Consider the following 20319-nt stretch of genomic DNA (forward strand, 5'->3'; position numbering starts at 1 on the left):
TGCGTTTTTTTCGCAATCCCTATTTATATGGATTCATCGTGGTTTACCATGGTGGCTACACACGAATCTGACCATACGTTTTCGGCTGCAAAGATACAAATATTAGCAAAGAACTTCATATCTAACAATTATTTAATATGTTATTATAGCTGGAAAGAAAGATTGAAATAGATGTTCCGACCTTTCTGGGGAATGTGATTCCAGTCGGAATAGGTGGAGTAATGGCGGTCGAAAAGGTTTTCTACACCAAGGTGGATGTCGGTGCCTACGGTGCCAAACTGGAAATGACCGCCAATGTTGAAATGCCAGATGGCATAGCCTGCCGTAGGGGTCTCACCGTATTTGCTGCCGTAATGACTGTTGCGTGCCACAGCCTGTACGCCGGCTTCCGACTCAAGGTTCTTCCAGAATAACTTGAGTGCACCCTGATAGGTGAGTGGGGCTATCATGGGCAGTCGGGCACCGGTGTTCTCCTTGCCATAGCTATAGGTCAGGCGATTGTGCCAACTGAGCCAGTCGGTCAACTGCCAGTTTACCACGGCTGCGGCATTGATGATCTGTGCGTCGTTCAGGTTGTGATACACTTTTACACCCTCGGCACCGATGGTCATGGGTGACAGGCGTTCGTCGGGGGTACCGATGATATAGTTCTGAAAGAAAAAGGTATTGGCCTCCAAACTGGCTTCAACTGTTTCGGATGTCCAGGCCAGTGAGCCGTTGAGTTCAAAAGCACGCTCATGCTTCAGGTTGGGATTGCCGATGTAATCGTAGCGGTCGAAGGTGTTGTTGAGAAAATAGCCGTAGGCCTCAGTGACAGAGGGGGTACGACTGCCATAGCCTGTGCCCACAGCCAGTTTCCAACCGTTGTGTCTGTAAGCATAGCTAAATGCCACGCGTCCTGTCAGGTCGGATGCTGTGCGCTCCATACCAGGAAAATAGATGCTCAGTGCACGAAAACCTTCATCATCGTTGATGCGGCGATATTGCCATGCCCCCTTGGCCGACAGATGGATGGTGTGATGGGGTGCCAGTTGGATGTCGTCAGTCAGTGCCAGTCCCTGACTCAGGGTGCCCACATCGGGCCACGTGAGCATATACATGGGTTTGGCGCCTTTAACATACATCGTCATATCGGCAAAGAGGGTGTTGTAATAGGCATCGTAGTTGAGTTGATATTGGTGGTTGGCACTGCTGCCCTGCAATAGGCTATAGAGACCTGTGGTGCTGCTGCGCCCTGGCATGTCCATGTGGATAACCACATCGGGACGATGGGTATCGTCCATATTGTGGGTGATATGGTTGTAATAAGCCTTGGTCTCCCAACGGTAGAAAAGTCCATGCAACTGCTCGCGACGGTAGGAGAGCGACGAGATGAAACCTGTGGCATCGCTCACGTCCATGGTGAGGGCAGGATAGCCCACATCGGTGGCACGATCGAAGATGACAGTACCCTCGATGATGTGATTCTTGACCGGTTGCCAACCGAGATTCAGAAATGTGTTCACCTTCTGGAACTGTGAGAATTCCACCTCCTCATGTCCACCAGCCTTGTAGTTGTCTGCATGGCGGTAAAAGGCTCCCACATTACTATAGAATCTATCGGTGGAGAATGCTGCATCGGCACCATACACCTGCAGATGCCCGTTGGCCTCATAGCCCATGGTGGCATTATATGCGTGCGACTTGGCGTCAAATCCTGCCTTGCGCAGTTTCAGGTCTATGCTACCACCGATATTGCCGGTGGCCTGTGGATTACCGTCGAGACCGGAGTCAAGACGGATGCGCTGCAGGTTGCCACTCTCCACATAGCTCGTCACGGGGTCCATCTTGTCGGTGCAGGCATAGAATATCTTCATGCCATCGATGGTGGTGGATACGCGCTCGGTGGCCATGCTGTTTACAACGGGTTCCCAAGCATAATTGCCACGGCGCACCATGTCAACATGCCCCAACTGCAGCAGATGCTCTTCGATTGAGGCTGAGCGCCCTTTGCCTGCCACCTTGCGCTTGGCACCTACGACAGAAGTGACGGTTACCTCTGAGAGCGATGCCTCGCGATGTATGCTGTCGGTGCTGGGTGTTTGTGAATAAGTAGGGGCAGCCATGAACGACTGCCCTGAAACAAGAACCAAACACAAACCAAACCTATGAATGAAGCTATATTTTCTGTTCATACAACCATATCTTATGTTTATATTGTGATAGTCCAGTAGAGACTGCTGTATCCGCTACTGTCGTTATCGCCTCCGGCCACGATGTTTCCATCCTTGTCTTTCACCACCAGATGGATATTCCACAAGCCTGTCATAGAGAGGTTGAGCTTGCCCTCATACACCCCAGACTCCTGTTTCACGAGTGGTTCGTTGTTAGGAGAGCTATGATCACCCATATCGGGCATGGTGGGAGTCATCTCGATGGTGAAGGTTTCTTCGGCAGCCAGATAAGGCTTGGTCTTGTCGGTGCTCTGCTTCGACACGTAAGCCTGAATGGTGTTGATGCCGGTTTGGAAATTGTTGGGATTAACCAGCGAGAGATAGTAGGTGGTGTCGCCTGCTTTGAACGACTTGAGCCAAGCCAGTCCGCTGGCCAGTGCATCCACATTGATGACTGTGGCATCGTGGGTGATGCTCTGTTTCTGCGTTGAGGCCTTGTACGACAGTTCCCAGAAACCACCATCACTGCTACTCATGAGAAACGACACCCAGGCACGGCGAACGGCAGGGAAGGTCTGATCGTAGAGCACGGCCTCTGTTGCCGTTGGGGTGGAGTGCTGCATGTTCTTCATCGTCATGGTCATCACAGGTGTGATGTCGCTGACTTCAAAGTCGCGCACATAGCCCTGTGTTGAAATCTTGATGAGTGCGAAGTATAGGTCGTTGTAGCCTACGTGCAACTTTCCGCCTGCCGAGTATGCCCTCAGTTCGTATTTGTCGGCAATCGTGTCGCGCAGTTCTGTTATCTCTTTCACGAATCCGTTGTTCAGGAAAGCATAAGCCAGGAATGTCTCTTCTGCATTGCAGCACTCGCTGTCTTCCTCTCCTGGGATAATAATGTCGGGTGTGCCATTGTCTGAACTGCCTCCGCAAGCAGTGAGGAGCAATGTAACGGTAACGGCGCTGATAAATAGATTAAATAATTGTTTTTTCATCATCTCTCTTCTTTTTGAATTTGTTCAACTAATGTTTGTTGCCATGGAGCGATTGTTCCTGTCATGATGTCGCCTTCTCGGAATAGAACTTCTATCACCTTCTGTACGGCGCAGAGATTGCAACCGTCGCAGTGGTCGAAGTGATATCGTCCGTAGATATCCCCGCAAGAGATGGAGCCTTGCTGCTGCTTGAACTCATCATACACCTCGCGTGCCAGACGCAGATGTTTCTCCTTATCACCGCTGGCATAGAATCCCAGAGCGATAATCGCACCAGACAAGGCTCCACATGTGCCTTGCGAGAATTCGTGACCAATGCCTCCTGAGAAACTGTCGGACATACTCCTTAGCTGTTGCTCACTGAATACCGTTCCCAAGGTGGCAGCAATGGCCGTCAGCGAGATGGCTGAGCAACCATAGTGCTTACCTCCACGGAGGGCTATCTGGCGTTTGGCCTCTCCAACCAGCGAGTCGAGCGACTGATGCTGACTGGTGGCCAGAAATACGGGCGGGAATGCCTTGCGCAGCGAATCGGCATCTGTAGCAGCTGTCATAGCTGCCGGTACCGATGCCAAAGCGGTGAGTATGGTCAGTTTCTGATATCCCATAAATGTCTGTTATTGTCTTTTAAAACTGCCTCTTACGATGCGGTGCTCGAATGTCTGTGTATCCTTGAAGAGGTTATACATCGGACAGATTTTCTCTACAGCCTCAATCCATTCTTTTACTGCTTGTTCGCTCTCGGGAGTCAATACATGGAGTGTGTAGCGCACGTTCTGGGGAGCGATAGACAGATTCTCATAACCCTTTCTGCCGGCACGGGGATCCCATTCTGCCTGTACGGTCAGAGAGATTGAATCCACGTCGAGTGCGCGCTCTGCTGCCTGTCCCAATGAGATGTGGGTGATACAGGTGCCCAGGATGCCAAGCACGCCTTCGATAGAGGTCATGCCGATATCGGTGCCACCCAGATAAGCGGGATTGTCATGCAGAATCAGATACTTGTCGTTTACTGTCAACTGGCGCACGCCATTGGGGAATACCTTTACCCATGGACCCTGTTTGGGAGCAACCACCTGACGTACTGCTTTTTTATCCGCTTGCTGAGCCCTTGCGGCCTCTGCCTTTGCCTTACTGGCCTGCAGTGCCTGGCGCTTGCCCCAGATATACTCGCGAAGGCCTGCCAAAGTAGCACCTTCAATCTTCTTCTCGCGGGGCGACTCCTTGCGATCGATGGTGAGCTGTGGCACAACGGCAGCCTTTACCAGTGTGGCTACAGCCGAATTCTGCTCTGCCAAAACAGCCAATTTCTCGAGTTCGGCATCGGATGCAGGAGAATCGATATAGATGGTGTAGAGGAAGTTGCGGGGATACCACACACGATTGGTTTTCACCTTGTCGGGCTGACCGTGGATCTCGATAGTCAACGAGTCGATATCGATACCTAGCAGAGCAGCCTGATTCAGATAGCTGTCGGCAAGGTCGGAAGCAAATACGGCCTGAGCTGTTGTTGGTGTGTCAACACCCGAATCCTGTCCACCATGTGCATAACCACAGTCGCCAATATAATGAAACTCTCTGATTCGGAGTTCACGCACGCCCGAGCGGTTCTTGGCGGTGACGTTAGCAGTCAGCGTCACAGGCTGCAGGTCGCTGGCAGGAATAGCCTTCCAGGCTTCGAGGGCCACCTTACGCTCCTTCAGGTGGTTACGCAACGAAGGGGCATTCTGTTCCAACTTGGCTTTCTGTTGAGCCGACTTAAAGATGTTAAGAGGACCTTGTGCAAAAGCACTACTAACCTGCAAAGCAAGGGCTGCTGTAATGATAACAATCTGATTCTTTTTCATAATTTCTTCTCCTTTTTTTATGTGATTACTTATTTTTTGCTATTACTCTTTTTATACTTCCTTTGATTTCCTGCGCGTTGGTTACCAGATTGTAGATAGGACATCCACGCTCGGTATCGGCAACCAACTGACGGATCTCAGCTTCACTGCGCGGGCTGCTTATCACCACACGCATCTGTATGTCTGTAGGATAAAGTGGGGTTTGCTCGTATCCTTTGCGACCACTGCGTGGATCGAATTGGGCAGTAAGTGCTACGTTAAGGGTATCAAGTGGAATCTTATTGCGTGCTGCTGTTCCCTCTGCCACATGGGTAAAGCATGAACCAAGCAATCCGATATGACTCTCAACAGCTGTAGGACCAAGGTCGTTTCCGCCGAAGATCTGTGGATGATCCTGCAGAACTCTGTGATGGCGCACTTGAAGTACTGTTACACCTGATGAGGGATTGATGAATGCACTAGGTCCGTCAGGGTTAAGATAACTCTCACTCTGAGCGGGTGTGAACTCATTCTTACGAGAGTAAGGATAGTCGTAGGCATAACCACCAAACTTCGACTTATCGGGGCGCTGACCGCTTTTGCGGAGTTCTCTGTTGGCCTCACCTTTACGTGTCTCCCATTCTATGAACTCGCGCAAACCTGGCTGATAGGTTGGTGGAATCACCAATTCTTCGGCACTCTTATGCAGTTCAATGGTTGTGTTTACCTTGTGAGCACGTATAGAGAACTGATATAGTGGTGAGTGCTTCTCGGCCAGTAAGCGCAACTCTTCAAGCTGCTGGTCAGAAGCTGGCGAATCAATATAAATCGTGTAGTCCAATCCCCAGTTCTGCAGCGAATGACCTGTCTGTTTGATATTGATGGCAAGTGAGTCGATTGCTACTCCCTTGATAGCAGCCTGTGTTACGTAACTGTCGATAATGTCACCGGCAATAGCTGCAATCACATGGTCGGGAGTACCAATACCAAAATCAAAACCTCCATTGTTGTAGCCACTGTCATTCAGATACTCATGCTCACGTATGATCACATGACGTGTACCGGCACGTTGCTCTGCTGTGGCAAAAGCTCTGATAGTGATGGGTTGCAGTGCTGCAGTAGGAATAGACCTGAACAGATCGACTGCTGCCTTGCGACGCTTAAGTAGGTCACGGAATGATGGTGCACTCTTCCAGGCTTTCTGAAAATAGACCTTATCAGTGATGGCCTTATTCAGACGCTGATCGTTCTGTTGAGCAAGTGCCCCCGTGAGGGTAGCACTTGCAATTACGGCTGACAAAATTAATCTTTTCATATGATTCTCTCTCTTGTTTTTTTACTCTCTGCCTACATAGGGGTTACTGGTGATATCGGAACCGTCATAGCCATAGTTCTGCCAGAGATTTGGATTAACTACTCGCTGTGCCTGTGGGATAGGGAAACGATAATGCTTGAAATCAATCGTCTGCTTGTTATACTCTGGGTAGTTCTTTGCTAAAGCACTGTTTTTAATGGTCTTTACCAAAATCTTCCAGCGCTTCAGGTCGAGCAGGTGTTTCTGCTCCAGGGTGAACTCCCATGAACGCTCTTGAATAATGGCATTCTTGAAACCCTCGTAATCAAGCCCTGACTGCAGGTCGTGTGCCTGTGCTGTGGCGCTGTTAACGGCTTCACGGAATGCACGGCGACGTACTTTATTGAAGGCATCGTAGGCCTGCTGATTAGGTTGCCTGTCACGCTCGTTGATAGCCTCGGCCAGTACCAGATAGACCTCTGCCAGACGGATCACCTGACGGTTCATAGCGCGATCGGCAGCACTCGTTTCAGGACTATCATGGTCGATGTACTTGTTATAGCGTGAGAAGCCTGACTCACGGATGCCATCACCATCGGCATCGAAGTAGAAGTGGAAATAGTTCTGTGTAGAGGGGCGCCAAAGTGAATCGGCAAACGACACCTCCTTGCGCTGGTCACCTGGAAGATAAGAATTCTCTACGGTGTTATCCGGACCAGGTGCGATATGTGGCAGGGATACGCTGTAGCTGGTTGAGAACGAGCAGTGGCACAGGTGGTTATTACCTGAAGCATCGCCATCGCGGGTGCTTGATCCTAAATAGAACTGGATGGCAAATATGCTTTCCTTACCATTACGGTTCTGGTTGTTCCAGTTGTCGTAGAAATCCTCTTCAAGACTATATTCATTAGAATCGATAACCTGCTGTGCATATTGAGCCGACTTGCCGAAATACTCCTTGCGTTGCGCGTCGGTCAGGTCGTCATCTACCTGAGCCCAGGTAAGGTAAACCTTAGCCAAGGCTGCCAAAGCAGCACCACGCGAAGCACGACCAATATCATTCAGTCCCTGCTTACTGCGTTCTGGCAGGCGGGCTGCTGCATCCTCAAGGTCGGCCACTACCTGCTGGTAAACCTCTGTCTCTGAGCTTCTTACTGCATTTGTGCCACCAGTGCTGCTGGTGATGACAGGCACCGGCCCCCACAGTTGCACAGCGTAGTTCAGATAGTAGGCACGGAGAAATTTGGCTTCACCTATCACCTGTGATGCAATCTCTGGTGATACACCTGCAGGATTGGCTTCCAACTTCTCGATGGCATCGTTAGCACGTGCCAGCGAGGCATATACGGCCTGCCATAGACGTACCAGATAGGAGTTGGTACCATCCCATGAGAGCAGACCTAGCATACCACCGCCACCATTAGGGTTCTCACCGCTCACCGTTGTCTCGGTGGTAAGGTCGATAAGATACATGTAGGTTGTGGCCAGTTCTATATCCGAAGCATAAACGGAATTAACAAGTGCCTTGGCATCGGCATCGCTCTGAGGAAGGTTGCTTTCGGCCAGCTCGCTCAGGTTACCCTGATCCAACGATTCGCATGATGCGAACGAAAAGCTGAGAACTGCGCCTGCCAACAGCGACTGGGCTGTATGAAATATCTGATTTTTTTTCATTTTCTGATTACCTTTATTAATTAATACGACAGTTTAACACCAAATGTAAATGTGCGAGATGCAGGGTAGGTTCCACGATCTACATAGCCACTATACTCAGGATCGAAACCACTGTAGCTGGTTATCGTGAGCAGGTTCTGAGCCGAAGCGTAGAGATAGATGCCCAGTTTCTGATTGTTGCTAATGCGTGGCTGGAAATTGTAGCCTATCTGGATGTTCTTCAGGCGCAGGTAGCTGGCGTCTTCAACAAAACGGCTATCAAGATAAGCACTGTAGTTATTCTGAGCTACGGCACGTGGAATGGTTGTGCTAGGATTCTCGGCTGTCCAACGGCGCAGCAGTTTGGTGGAAGCATTGTAGCTGGCATTGGGTGACTCGAGTGCCTGTTCCATCTGGTTATAAAGCTTATTGCCGTATGAACCCTGGAAATTCAGACTCAAGTTCCAGTTCTTATAACGCAGCTGTGTGGCAAATCCATAAGTGAAATCGGGTTGTGCCGAACCAAGAACCACACGGTCGTTCTCCTGATCTACCACACCATCACCATTCTGATCGACATACTTCACGTCGCCATATTCTACGACCGGTTTGTTGGATGGTGAAGGAACCGACTTCAAATCCTCGGATGTCTGCACGATGCCATCAAACTGCCAGCCATAGTAAGTACCGAGTGCTTCGCCTGGACGGATAATGGTCTGATTACCGTTGATAATCTCACTCTGTCCGGTACCGATGCTTGTCACCTCATTGTGGTTGTGTGCAATATTGGCACAGGCCTGCCATGTCAGGTCCTTAGCCTGCCACAGGGTGGCATTAACGGCAAACTCCACACCGGTATTGGTGACGTTGCCCACGTTTGTAAGTTGGCGGTCGAAACCTGTAGTCTGCTCCACAGGGATATTCAGCAGCAGGTCGGAAGTCTTCTTGTGATATACATCGAAAACGAAACCCAGTTTGCCCTTCAGGATATTCAGGTCGAAACCTAAATCATACGAGGTGGTAGTTTCCCACTTCAGGTCGTCGTTACCCAAAGCCGAACGATAATAGGCTATATTCTTAATACCGCCAAGGAAATAATGGGTGGCAGCATAAGTTGAGAGGAAGGTATAGTCGCCAATCTCCTGGTTACCCACAGTACCTATGCTGGCACGCAGTTTCAAATCCTCAATCCACTTAGTATTCTTCAAGAATTTCTCTTCATTCACATTCCAAGCAAATCCAAGTGAGGGGAACCAACCCCATTTCTTGTTCTTGGCAAAACGGCTCGAACCATCGGCACGCAGGGTGGCTGTAAGATGGTAGCGGTCCAGCAGTGAGTAGTTGATACGACCGATACCTGAGTAAAGAACCGATGTTACAAAATCGGTCTCGGTAGCGATAAGCTGAGAACCCGACTGAAGACTACGGTAGCTCAGATTCTCGTTGGCATAATCCGCCGTACTGCCAAGCAGCCGCTCACTCTTCTCTTGCTGATAGGTATAACCACCTAGCACCTCGAACTCATGGATATTGCCAATCTTCTTGTTCCAAGTCAGTGTAACCTCAACCTGATCGCTCTCCCAGCGCTTTGAACCTACTGCGCCATAACCATCAGAGTTGAAACCAATCTGTGAGGTGGCAGGACCGAACACACTCTGGCGTGTATTAAGGATGTTTACCGATCCCTGGGTGCGCAATTTCAAACCTTTGATGATTTCCCACTGAGCAAAAGCGCTAACCAGCGTATTGTCAACACGTGTCTGGGCATCTACTTCGCTCAAGTCGGCAATGGCATTTGGAGTCAGACCATTGCGCACAAAGTCGCCTGCCTCAAAAGGATTTGCATAGTTGTAGGTACCATCGGTATTATAAATAGGTACAGCAGGTGATGTGCGCAAGGCCAACTCCAGTAGTCCGCTCACACCATTCGACTGGCCACGGAATGACTGAGATCCGGTCTGAGTACTCTTTGAAAAACTTGCCTTCAGACCTACAGTTATATTCTTCAGGATATCGCGCTCGTAGTTTAATCGTGCACCTAAGCGGGTAAAGCCAGTGCCGCGAATCACACCATCCTGATTGGTATAGTTACCCGAGATATGGAAGCGCTCGTTGTCCGAACCACCGCTCACTGACAACTGGTGCTGCTGGGTGGTAGCCGAACGGAACAGGGCATCCTGCCAATCAGTACCATTGCCCCAGGTCTTTACCAACTCTGGAGTAACACCAGAAGCCTTTTTCTGTGCATCGGTTGCCAACTCAAGATACAGGTCACCCCATTGCTCGGCATTGAGCACATCCAAACGTTTGCGTACAGACGATACACCGATAGAATAACCGTAATCCACCTTCACCTTACCATGTTTACCACTCTTGGTGGTTACGATTATTACACCATTAGCACCACGCGAACCATAGATAGCCGAAGCTGATACATCCTTAAGCACCTCGATCGACTCGATGTCGGATGGATTGATAGAGGCCAGGGGATTGAAATTTGTACCTGCCACACTGTTGCCTGCATTGGTTGCTGAGCTACTGTTATACAACAGAACACCATCGATAACATAAAGTGGCTCATTACCGGCATTGATAGAGTTACCACCACGGATACGGATGTTGATGGCTGCTCCGGGCTGACCAGAAGATGCTGTGGCATCAAGACCAGCAACTGCACCACCAAGGATGTTATCAAACGAGGTTGAGGTGTTAAGCAGTTCATCGTTCTTAACCGTGGTAACCGAACCGGTGAGAGCTTTACGCTTCTGTACACCATAGCCTACTACCACTACCTCATCCAGACGGTTTGAATTATCGATCAGTGCAATCTCAACGGGCTCCTCGAAATCGTACACATCCACATCGAGGGCACGATAGCCTACGTATTCCACGCGGAGGGTTAAGGGGGCTTCTACCTTGGTTTGGAGACTGAAGTTTCCGTCAATATCGGTCACCACACCTTGTCCTTTATCTGTTTTCACAATCACCGAAGCACCAATCAGTGGCTCGCCGGTGCGAACGTCTGTGATGTGACCCGTTATCACATTCTGAGCAAAGGCCAACAGTGGCCCTATTGCAACGAGCGTTGCAATTAACAATCTTTTTCCCATAAAAATACTATTGTTTTGTTTTTTTAAGTTACTTCTGTGCAGTAAATTCTGTCTTTACCTTTTCTATCTGAGCTTCTGTGAGTTTGTTGTCGAGGTTCAACAAACCAAATTCATGGTTGTATTTCACGCCATTGGTGAGCACCCACTGCAGGAACTGAGCGGTGGCATCGTCGCTGCCGTTGTACAGCAGACCCAGCTTCTCTACAGCCACCTCCTGCACCTTACCGTTCTCAAGTGTCAGCAGCAGCTCGTCGAGTGTTACTTTGTCGCTCAGTGTCTCTTCCAGACTCTTCTTAACATCGAGACCAATAATGGTTAGGTCGTTCTTGATATGACGGCTCTTCAGGTCGAAGATATTAGGCAGTGCGTTGAAAGATACCCCCAGAGGGTCTTTTGCCAGTGCGGTGTTAAGGAATAGATCGTCGCCAGAGATGCGCTTGCCACGGAAGTTGCTGCTCTCTTCGCCAAAGTTGTGGGCAAAGGATGAGGCTACCGATGATGCATTGCTGCCGCTGTAGATGACCAACTTCTCAAACTGCTTGATTTTCTTTACGTCCTCGTCGAAGTCATCGTTCAGGAAGAACAGCTGCTTTAGCTTCTTAGAGTTCAGGTGCTTGCCTTCCAGCACTTTGGCAGCCTCACTGCCACTGGCTGTGATAGGCAGCACTGCGAACTCCCCAAAATAAACAACGTGGTTAATCTTTTCAGTTTCTTTATCCTGATTGTCGAAGACTACATTCATATCTGTTTGATTTTGGCTGCCTTTGGCCAATTGAAATTCTACGTTTGGCTGTGTTTTGGCATATTCGGTTATCCATTTCTCAACCAATGGACGAGCAAATCGTGGTGCCTTCACGTAGCGCACGCTACTGGCGTTGGTAGATGTCTTTTCTCCGTAAATATTGCTGATGCTGAGGCTCAATAAAACTGCTATTGCTAATACTACCTTTTTCATACCTTTTCTTCTTTTTATGTGATAATTAATGTTTCTGGGTGCAAAGGTACGGTGTTTTTGCATTACACACAATCCCCCCATCACGTGATATCGCATACCACATGTATGGTATATTAACAAAAATCCCCACTCAACAGCCGTTGAGCAGGGACTTTATACAGTATTTATGCAAGTTTATTTGTTCAATTTCCAGGTCACACCGTCCTTGGTGTCCTTCACTTCGAAACCGGCTGCTGCCAGTTCGTCGCGGATCTTGTCGCTGGTAGCCCAGTCCTTGTCGGCCTTGGCTTTGGCGCGCAGCTCCAGTACCATGTCCATCACCTTACCGAAAGCTGCCTCACGCTCATCGTTGGTACCGCTCTTCTCAGCCTTCAGCCCCAGGATATCCTCTGCAAAGAGGTGCATGGTCTCTGAGAGCTCCTTCAGGCAGTCGGCACAGATAGTGGCCTTGTGGTCGGTCAACTTGTTCACTACGGTGCAAGCCTCAAACAGATGACTGATTACCTGTGGTGTAGCCAAATCGTCGTTCATGGCGTCGTAGCACTTCTGGCGCAGGGCCTTTACCACCTTCTCGGTCTCGGCATCGCACTTGTCGGCTACCTGTACACGATCCAGATCGGCAATGGCGTTCATCAGCTTCTCCAGTCCCTTCTCGGCGGCCTCCAAAGCCTCGTTCGAGAAGTCAACGGTGCCACGGTAGTGAGCGCTGAGCACGAAGAAACGGATGGTCATCGGACTGTAAGCCTTCTTCAGCAATGGATGATTGCCAGTGAAGAACTGCTCAAGGGTGATGAAGTTGTTGTACGACTTACCCATCTTCTGACCATTGATAGTCAGCATATTGTTGTGCATCCAGTATTTCACGGCAGGATGACCCATTGAAGCCTGTGCCTGAGCAATCTCACACTCGTGGTGAGGGAATACCAGGTCCATACCACCACCATGGATGTCGAACTCTTCGCCTAAGTACTTGCGGCCCATGGCTGTGCACTCGCAGTGCCAACCGGGGAATCCGTCGCTCCAAGGACTAGGCCAGCGCATGATGTGCTCGGGCTGAGCCTTCTTCCACAGGGCAAAGTCGGCCTGGTTGCGCTTCTCGCCAACACCATCGAGTTCGCGGCTGGCGTCTTTCACGTTCTCCAGCGAACGGCCCGACAGGATGCCATACTTAAACTTCTTGTTGTAGGCCTCGATATCGAAATAGATAGAGCCATTGCTTTCATAGGCAAAGCCGTTGTCGATAATCTGCTGCACCAACTGCTGCTGCTCAATGATATGACCAGTGGCGTGGGGCTCGATAGACGGGCGCAGCACGTTGAGGGCATCCATAGCGGCATGATAGCGGTTGGTGTAGTACTGAGCTATCTCCATGGGCTCCAGCTGCTCCAGGCGTGCCTTCTTGGCAATCTTGTCCTCTCCTTCATCGGCATCATGCTCCAGATGACCCACATCGGTGATATTACGCACGTACCTTACTTTATAACCCAGGTGCTTCAGATAACGGAACACCAGGTCGAAAGTGATGGCAGGGCGGGCGTGCCCCAGATGAGGATCGCCATACACTGTAGGTCCACACACATACATGCCCACGTTGGGGGCGTGAAGCGGCTCGAAACGTTCTTTCTGTCGCGTCAACGTATTGTAAATTACCAACTTAGAATCCATATTCCTAAAATTTTTGGTTGCAAAGTTACATCATTTATTTTGTATAACCAAAAAAATAGAATAAAAAATCCTTAGAACTGGCTGCGGGCCTGCTCCTGGGCAGCGATGACGCGATCGCACCACTGATCGAACTCTGGGTCTTCTACCTGTAGCTCGGGATGGGCCAGGATATGTGTCAGACATTTGCGTACACCCTCGTCGAAACGGGTTGTGGCCTGGAATCCGGGCACGGCACGCTTCAGTTTGGTGCAGTCGAACATCACCGTCACACTCTTGTCACCCAGAAGATTGCCTGTGAAGTCCCATGCCTTAGGCGAGGTGGCTGCCAGGAATTCTGAGGCTACATAGTAGGGCTTCAGCTCTACCTGCAGCGCGTTGGCTATGCACTGGTATATCTGGTTCCACGACAGTTGCTCGTCGCTCATAATCTGAAAAGCCTCGCCAATAGCCTTGGGGTTGCCCAACAAGCCGATAAAGCCACGGGCAAAGTCCTCGTTCCAAGTTACGGTCCAGAGTGATGAACCGTCGCCATTGATAATCACCTGTTTGCCCTCCATCATACGCTTGATGACCTGCCATGAACCTTTCGGACCATGCACGCTCACGGGTATGCTGCGCTCACAATAGGTGTGGCTGGGGCGCACGATGGTGATGGGGAATCCCTCTTTGCGATAGGCTTTAAGCAGTAACTCTTCGCAGGCTATCTTATTACGTGAGTACTCCCAATAGGGGTTGGCCAGTGTGGTACCCTCGGTGATGATGTGGCTGGCAGCGGGCTTGTTGTAAGCCGAGGCCGATGATATATAGACATACTGACGGGTACGACCTTTAAACAACTTGATGTCGCGCTCTACCTGTGAGGGCAGAAAGCCAATAAACTCGCAAACGGTATCGAAGGTGTTATCGCCAAGAATGTCGAGCACCTTCTGCTCGTCGTTGATATCGGCAATAACCTGTGTGATAGCTGCGGGCACCTCGTTTTTGCGAGTACCGCGATTGAGCAGCCACAGGTCGTGACCTGCAGCTGCCAGTTGTCGGGTGATGGCCGAGCTGATAGTGCCCGTGCCACCTATTATTAATATCTTCATCCGCGTGCCATTTTATAGATTGCTTCCATATCCTCGGCCTTCAGCACCTTCAGGTTGCCGCAGGTAATCGTATTGTTACGACTGCATTTACGTACCATCTCCTTAATCTCCTCGTCGGTGATGTCCTTACCGATAAGTTCCTTGATGTTGATAGGCATACCGATGGCATGATAGAAACGCTCCATGGCCTGAACACCCTTCTCGGCAGTGCCTTCGGGATCGGTAAAGTCGTTGGGCACATCCATTACGTTAACAGCAAAGCGTACAAAACGACTCAGATTCTCGTGCATGGTATAGCGTGCCCAGCTTGGCCAGATGGCTGCCAGACCGGCACCATGGGTTACGTCGAACATGCCGCTCAACTCGTGCTCCAGCTGGTGAGTAGCCCAGTCGCCTGTAGCACCGCAGCCGGTGAGATCGTTATGCATCAGCGAACCACCCCACATAATCTGGGCACGGTAGCGATAGTCGTCGGGATTCTTCAGCACAGGGAATACGGCGTTCTTGATAGAGCGCAACGCAGCCTCAGCAAGGTCGGTGGTGAAGTCCATATCATCATCCTTGGTAAAGTAACGCTCCATGGTGTGCATCATCATATCGGTAACACCAGCGGCTGTCTGATAAGGAGGCAGTGTCATGGTGCGACGAGGATTCAGAATGGCAAACTTGGGACGACTCAGATTGTTACTATAGCCAACCTTTACATCGCCATCCTCGTTGGTAATCACCGAGCTCTCGCTCATCTCGCTACCAGCGGCAGGGATAGTAAGCACGGCTGCTACAGGCAGCATGGTCTTAGGTGCGGCCTTGCCCATGTAGATATCCCATACGTTACCCTCGAAAGGTACACCGTAACCGATGCACTTTGCTGAGTCGATAACACTACCGCCACCTACGGCCAGGATAAAGTCGATACCCTCCTTACGGCAGAGCTCGATACCCTGCTGAGCCAGCGACAAGCGGGGGTTGGGCACTACGCCTCCCAGCGTTACATACTCAATACCGTCAGCGCTCAGCAAATCGCAAATCTTGTCGAGCAGGCCAGAGCGTTTTGCACTTTGACCACCATAATGAACCAGCACTTTTGTGCCACCATACTTTTTTACCAGTTTAGCTACTTGTTCTTCACTCTGCTCTCCAAAAACCACCTCGGTCGGGGCATAGAAATTAAAATCCTTCATATGATTATCTTTGTGATTGTTATGTTTGGGCAAAGATAAGAATAAAAGTTGATATATGGGGAGGCTTTTGATTTTTTTTAGCAGTTTTGTTGCGCATCAAAATACAGCTGCTGGCACCCTTTTTTGCGTGGATGCCAGCAGCATGCTAGTGTGTAATCGCTTATCTATTTGATGACCAGCACAAAGCCACCGCGGGGGAGACAGGTGATTTGCTTGGGCAACTGATTGCTGTTGCTGATGAGCCAGTCTTTCTGTCCGTCCAACTGCCACTGAGCAGGGTCGGCATCGGCGAAGGTCTGCACACTGTGCGGACCGGCATCGATGAAGCTCAGGTCGGTGGATAGTGTCTTGGTTTCATTGGTGCCGTTGATTCCTGCCACATACCAGGTGCTACCGCTGCGGCGTGCCAGTACCACACTCTCGCCGGGATAACCCGACACGTAGCGTGTCTCGTCCCATACTGTGGGCAACTGACCAAAGAAATTCTGCACTTCCTGTGGCTGTGCGAGATAACTCTCAGGCCTGTCGGCAAGGTGCTGCAGTGCACTCTCGTAGAGTACGGTGAGTGCCAACTCGTGTGCATCACTGGTGATGTGTGGATGCTGCGAGTCGCTGAAGGCACATGGGGTGTAGTCCATCGGACCGATGATGTTGCGTGTAAAAGGCAGGGTGGCATTATGGCTGGCAGCTACGTTGGTAAAGGTGGGCACGTTATTGTACCACTCAGCACCATACACACCCTCTGTTGACATAAGGTTAGGATAGGTGCGCTGCCATCCACGAGGTATGGTGGCACCATGGAAGTTGACTAACAGATGGTGCTTGGCAGCACTCTCCAGCAGGTCGATACAGTAAGTCATGTCGCGCTGTGAGTCGCCTGAGAAAAAGTCGATTTTCACACCTGCTACACCAATCTTTTCGCACCAGGCAAACTCCTTCTCTCTGTCCTCGGGCTTGTTCAGACGGAATTTGGGGGTGGGTGCTCCATCTATCCAACCTACCGATGAGTTGTACCATATCATGGGCTTGATGCCCTGCTGGTTGGCATAGGCCACAGCATCCTCGATGGTCTTACCGTCCTTCATCTGGTCCCATTCTGCATCGATGAGCACATAGGGCAGCTTCAGCGTTACGGCCATATCCACATATTTCTTGATGATGTTATAGTCGTTAGATCCGTGATTGTTGGCCCAGTAAATCCATGACACTACGCCTGGCTTGATCCAGGTTGTATCCTTCAGTTTGCATGGTTCGCTCACGTCGTTCACCAATGTGCTCTGAATCAGGTCCTGCATGTCGCCGATGATGGCTACACGCCAGGGTGAGTGCCACTTGCCACGAATCTTTAGGTTGTTCACATCGGGTGTTACGCGCAGCAGATCGTTATCGGTATAGAGACAGGCTGCACTCTGGCGACGCTCTATGTTGGCCTCAGAAAGAAGTACGAAGATGCCTTCCTGTGGCTCAATAAGTGTGGGAAATCCCCAACGCAGATTATACCCTTCTGGTGATTTCTCTACGCCAGCCATACGACCGATAGGCTTAATCTTGCCAGTTATGCTCATGGGATAGAAACCCTCGTAGCTGTCGGTCCATTGTTGCATCCAGCGCTTCACACCTTCAGGAATCTTGTAGGCAGTGATTTCCTTGGGCAGTTGACCGTTTACGTTACTTAGCTCGTAACGGAAGGCCACACCGTCGTTATAGAGGCGTACCACCAGTTGAACATCACTGTTAAGTGTGGCTCTGTATTCATTGGCATCGTTAGAACAATACTCTTTCTTACCAGTCTTCATGTGGTAATCGCTGAGTTTCAATCCCTCAAATTTCCATTTTGGACGGTTGTTTTTCATGCCATCATAGCCCACTACGGGTACGTTGAGTACTGGTTTTTTCAAGTAGCTGATGGTAAAGCCTCGTCCGCTAGGTGTAATCGATAAGCGACTGTTGGGTGATACGGGTTGTGCCCAAACACAAGCTACACTCAGGCATAATGATAATAATACGAATAGCTTCTTTGTCATAATTATAGATGTTTTTGGATATGAATACGATAACCGTAAGCCGTTACTATCAGGAAGCAGATGAACGGCAAAATAAACGAGGCGTTGGTGGCGGGGAAGTTGCCCAGTACTGTTCCTCTGTCAATGATGGTGGCCTGAAGCATGGGTAGCACCGAACCGCCTAAGATGGCCATAATCAAACCGGCTGCACCAAATTTGGCATCATCGCCTAGACCATCGAGGGCAATGCCATAGATGGTGGGAAACATAAGTGACATACAACCACTGACGCACACCAGACAGTAGATGCCCGTGCGATCTTGGAAGGCAATGACACCCAGCGTGAGTATCATGGCCAGCAGTCCAAAGATGGCAAGCAGCATGGCTGGTTTGATGTACTTCATGAGGAAGGTTGCGATGAAGCGTGAACAGATAAAGAATAGCATGGCGTAGATGTTGTACCGTTGCGACAGTACTTCAGCTGCCTGTTCGTCCATACCCTCGTTCATAAACACGCGCGTACCATATTGTATAATAAATGTCCAGCACATAATCTGTGCACCCACGTAGAAGAACTGGGCTATCACACCCTCACGATAGTACTTGAGTGCGAAGATGCGACGTATGGTAGTAAGGAAGTTGATGCCGTGGTTGGTATCGCCTATCTTTGGCATCTTGGTGAAGCGCAGTATCAGCAGCATAATCACAATCACCAGTCCGATGATGAGGTATGGTGAGATGAGAATACTCAGGTCGGCATCTTTCAGCGCCTCAAACTCACTGTCGCTCAACAAAGCACGCTCGCTGCTGCTCAGGGGATTGAGCTTTGCCTGGATGTAATTCATAGCTACAAACATGCCGATGATGCTGCCGCAAGGGTTGAAACATTGCGCCATGTTCAGTCGGCGGGTGGCTGTGTCATTGGGACCCATAGTCAGGATGTATGGGTTGCAGCTGGTTTCGAGAAACGACAGTCCGCATGTCATGATGAAGTAGGCTATCAGGAAACAACCAAAGATGCCGATGGCCTTGGCTGGGAAGAAGAGTAGGGCACCTGTGGCATAGAGACCTAACCCCATCAGTACGCCTGCCTTGTAGGAGAACTTACGTATAAAAATGGCTGCCGGAAAGGCCATACAGAAATAGCCGCCATAGAAGGCCAATTGTACTAGCGTGCCATCAGTTACGCTCATGCGGAATATTTTTGAGAATGCTTTTACCATAGGGTTGGTGATATCGTTGGCAAATCCCCAGAGGGCAAAGCAGAAGGTGACAAGGATGAACGGCACTAAGTAGTTCACCCCATCTTTTTTTATCAGAGATTGTTGCTTGCTCATTTTCAATTCTTAATACTTGAATTCTTCAATTCTTTAATTCTTCAACTTTACAAGTATGCGGAATACTTTGCCTGGATTCTCTTCCCACTGATGCATGGCCTGGGGAGCCTGCTCGGGTGTAACCACGCGCGATATCAGACGGTCAACCGGACAAGTGCCACGCTCCAGATAGTGGATGACAGCACGGAAATCCTGTGGCTGTGCATTGCGTGAGCCGCGGATGTCGAGCTCTTTCTGAACAAAGAACTTGGTTTGGAACGATACATCGGTCTTGGCATAGCCGATACATACCACGCGCCCCGTGAAGGCTACCTCATTAACAGCCATCTGGTAGGTCTGTGCGCAGCCTACAGCCTCGATGATTACATCAGGGCCAAAGCCCGAAGTCATCTCTAGGAGTCGGGCATGTACGTCGTCGGTCTTGGTGTTGATGGTGTAGCTGGCTCCCATCTCGCGTGCCAGAGTCAACTTCTCGTCGTCGATGTCGGCAGCTACTACGGTGGCACCGCGCAGGGCTGAACGTACGATGGCTCCCATACCCACCATGCCGCAACCTATTACCACTACCACGTCGATATCAGTAACCTGTGCACGGTTCACGGCGTGGAAACCCACACTCATTGGCTCTATCAGCGCACAGGTGCGCGTGTCAAGGAGTCCTGCAGGTATCACCTTCTCCCAGGGCAGCACGATATACTCACGCATAGCACCATTACGCTGTACACCTAGTGTCTCGTTGTGCTGACAGGCATTAACGCGCTGGTTGCGGCATGAGGCGCATTTACCGCAGTTGGTATAGGGATTGCACGTCACCACCATGCCTGGTTTCAGTCCTTCGGGCACGTTGGCACCTACCTTTTCTATTACGGCACCCACCTCATGACCTGGTATCACAGGCATCTTCACCATCGGGTTCTTACCAAGATAGGTGCTCAGGTCGGAACCACAGAAACCTACATACTCCAGGCGCAGCAGCACCTCATCGGCCTTCATCTCTTGTTCGGCCACATCTACTATATCCATCTGGCGCAGACCAGAAATCTGTATTGCTTTCATAAT

14 protein-coding genes are annotated in these 20319 nt (G+C 50.2%); all 14 read right to left on the reverse strand.

What is annotated here, in order from left to right:
- Positions 1-143: 143 nt before the first annotated feature.
- A complete protein-coding gene (locus T360_RS0101920) occupies positions 144-2174 on the reverse strand; it encodes a TonB-dependent receptor (RefSeq protein ID WP_155949352.1) in 2031 nt (676 codons plus the stop codon).
- A gap of 17 nt (positions 2175-2191) precedes the next feature.
- Positions 2192-3151: a FixH family protein gene (locus T360_RS0101925; protein ID WP_028911293.1), complete on the reverse strand. Its 960-nt coding sequence runs from the start codon at positions 3149-3151 to the stop codon at positions 2192-2194.
- A complete protein-coding gene (locus tag T360_RS15610; RefSeq protein WP_051523284.1) occupies positions 3148-3756 on the reverse strand; it encodes a C-GCAxxG-C-C family protein in 609 nt (202 codons plus the stop codon). The genes T360_RS0101925 and T360_RS15610 overlap by 4 nt, the downstream gene beginning before the upstream one ends.
- A 9-nt stretch (positions 3757-3765) precedes the next feature.
- Positions 3766-4995 carry an OsmC family protein gene (locus tag T360_RS15615; protein WP_051523285.1) on the reverse strand — a complete coding sequence of 410 codons (1230 nt, stop codon included), beginning with the start codon at positions 4993-4995 and terminating at the stop codon, positions 3766-3768.
- A gap of 25 nt (positions 4996-5020) precedes the next feature.
- Positions 5021-6289 carry an OsmC family protein gene (locus tag T360_RS15620; protein ID WP_081772651.1) on the reverse strand — a complete coding sequence of 423 codons (1269 nt, stop codon included), beginning with the start codon at positions 6287-6289 and terminating at the stop codon, positions 5021-5023.
- 21 nt (positions 6290-6310) lie between these two features.
- On the reverse strand, positions 6311-7942 hold the full coding sequence (locus T360_RS0101945; RefSeq protein ID WP_028911294.1) for a RagB/SusD family nutrient uptake outer membrane protein: 1632 nt from the start codon (positions 7940-7942) through the stop codon (positions 6311-6313).
- Between the two features lie 20 nt (positions 7943-7962).
- Positions 7963-11031 carry a TonB-dependent receptor gene (locus tag T360_RS0101950; protein WP_028911295.1) on the reverse strand — a complete coding sequence of 1023 codons (3069 nt, stop codon included), beginning with the start codon at positions 11029-11031 and terminating at the stop codon, positions 7963-7965.
- Between the two features lie 28 nt (positions 11032-11059).
- Positions 11060-11986 carry a hypothetical protein gene (locus T360_RS0101955; protein ID WP_155949353.1) on the reverse strand — a complete coding sequence of 309 codons (927 nt, stop codon included), beginning with the start codon at positions 11984-11986 and terminating at the stop codon, positions 11060-11062.
- 174 nt (positions 11987-12160) lie between these two features.
- Positions 12161-13651: a cysteine--tRNA ligase gene (gene cysS / locus T360_RS0101960; protein WP_028911297.1), complete on the reverse strand. Its 1491-nt coding sequence runs from the start codon at positions 13649-13651 to the stop codon at positions 12161-12163.
- A gap of 71 nt (positions 13652-13722) precedes the next feature.
- On the reverse strand, positions 13723-14739 hold the full coding sequence (locus T360_RS0101965) for an SDR family oxidoreductase (protein ID WP_028911298.1): 1017 nt from the start codon (positions 14737-14739) through the stop codon (positions 13723-13725).
- A complete protein-coding gene (locus T360_RS0101970; protein ID WP_028911299.1) occupies positions 14736-15920 on the reverse strand; it encodes an iron-containing alcohol dehydrogenase in 1185 nt (394 codons plus the stop codon). The genes T360_RS0101965 and T360_RS0101970 overlap by 4 nt, the downstream gene beginning before the upstream one ends.
- Positions 15921-16084: 164 nt before the next feature.
- Positions 16085-17944 (reverse strand): glycoside hydrolase family 97 protein, encoded by a 1860-nt coding sequence (locus tag T360_RS0101975; RefSeq protein ID WP_028911300.1) that lies wholly within the window; start codon positions 17942-17944, stop codon positions 16085-16087.
- A gap of 2 nt (positions 17945-17946) precedes the next feature.
- Positions 17947-19260 (reverse strand): L-fucose:H+ symporter permease, encoded by a 1314-nt coding sequence (gene fucP, locus T360_RS0101980; RefSeq protein ID WP_036928465.1) that lies wholly within the window; start codon positions 19258-19260, stop codon positions 17947-17949.
- Positions 19261-19293: 33 nt separating this feature from the next.
- Positions 19294-20316 carry a zinc-binding alcohol dehydrogenase family protein gene (locus T360_RS0101985; RefSeq protein WP_028911302.1) on the reverse strand — a complete coding sequence of 341 codons (1023 nt, stop codon included), beginning with the start codon at positions 20314-20316 and terminating at the stop codon, positions 19294-19296.
- Between the last annotated feature and the right edge of the window lie 3 nt (positions 20317-20319).

This window comes from Prevotella sp. MA2016, assembly GCF_000619825.1.
Lineage (GTDB): Bacteria > Bacteroidota > Bacteroidia > Bacteroidales > Bacteroidaceae > Prevotella.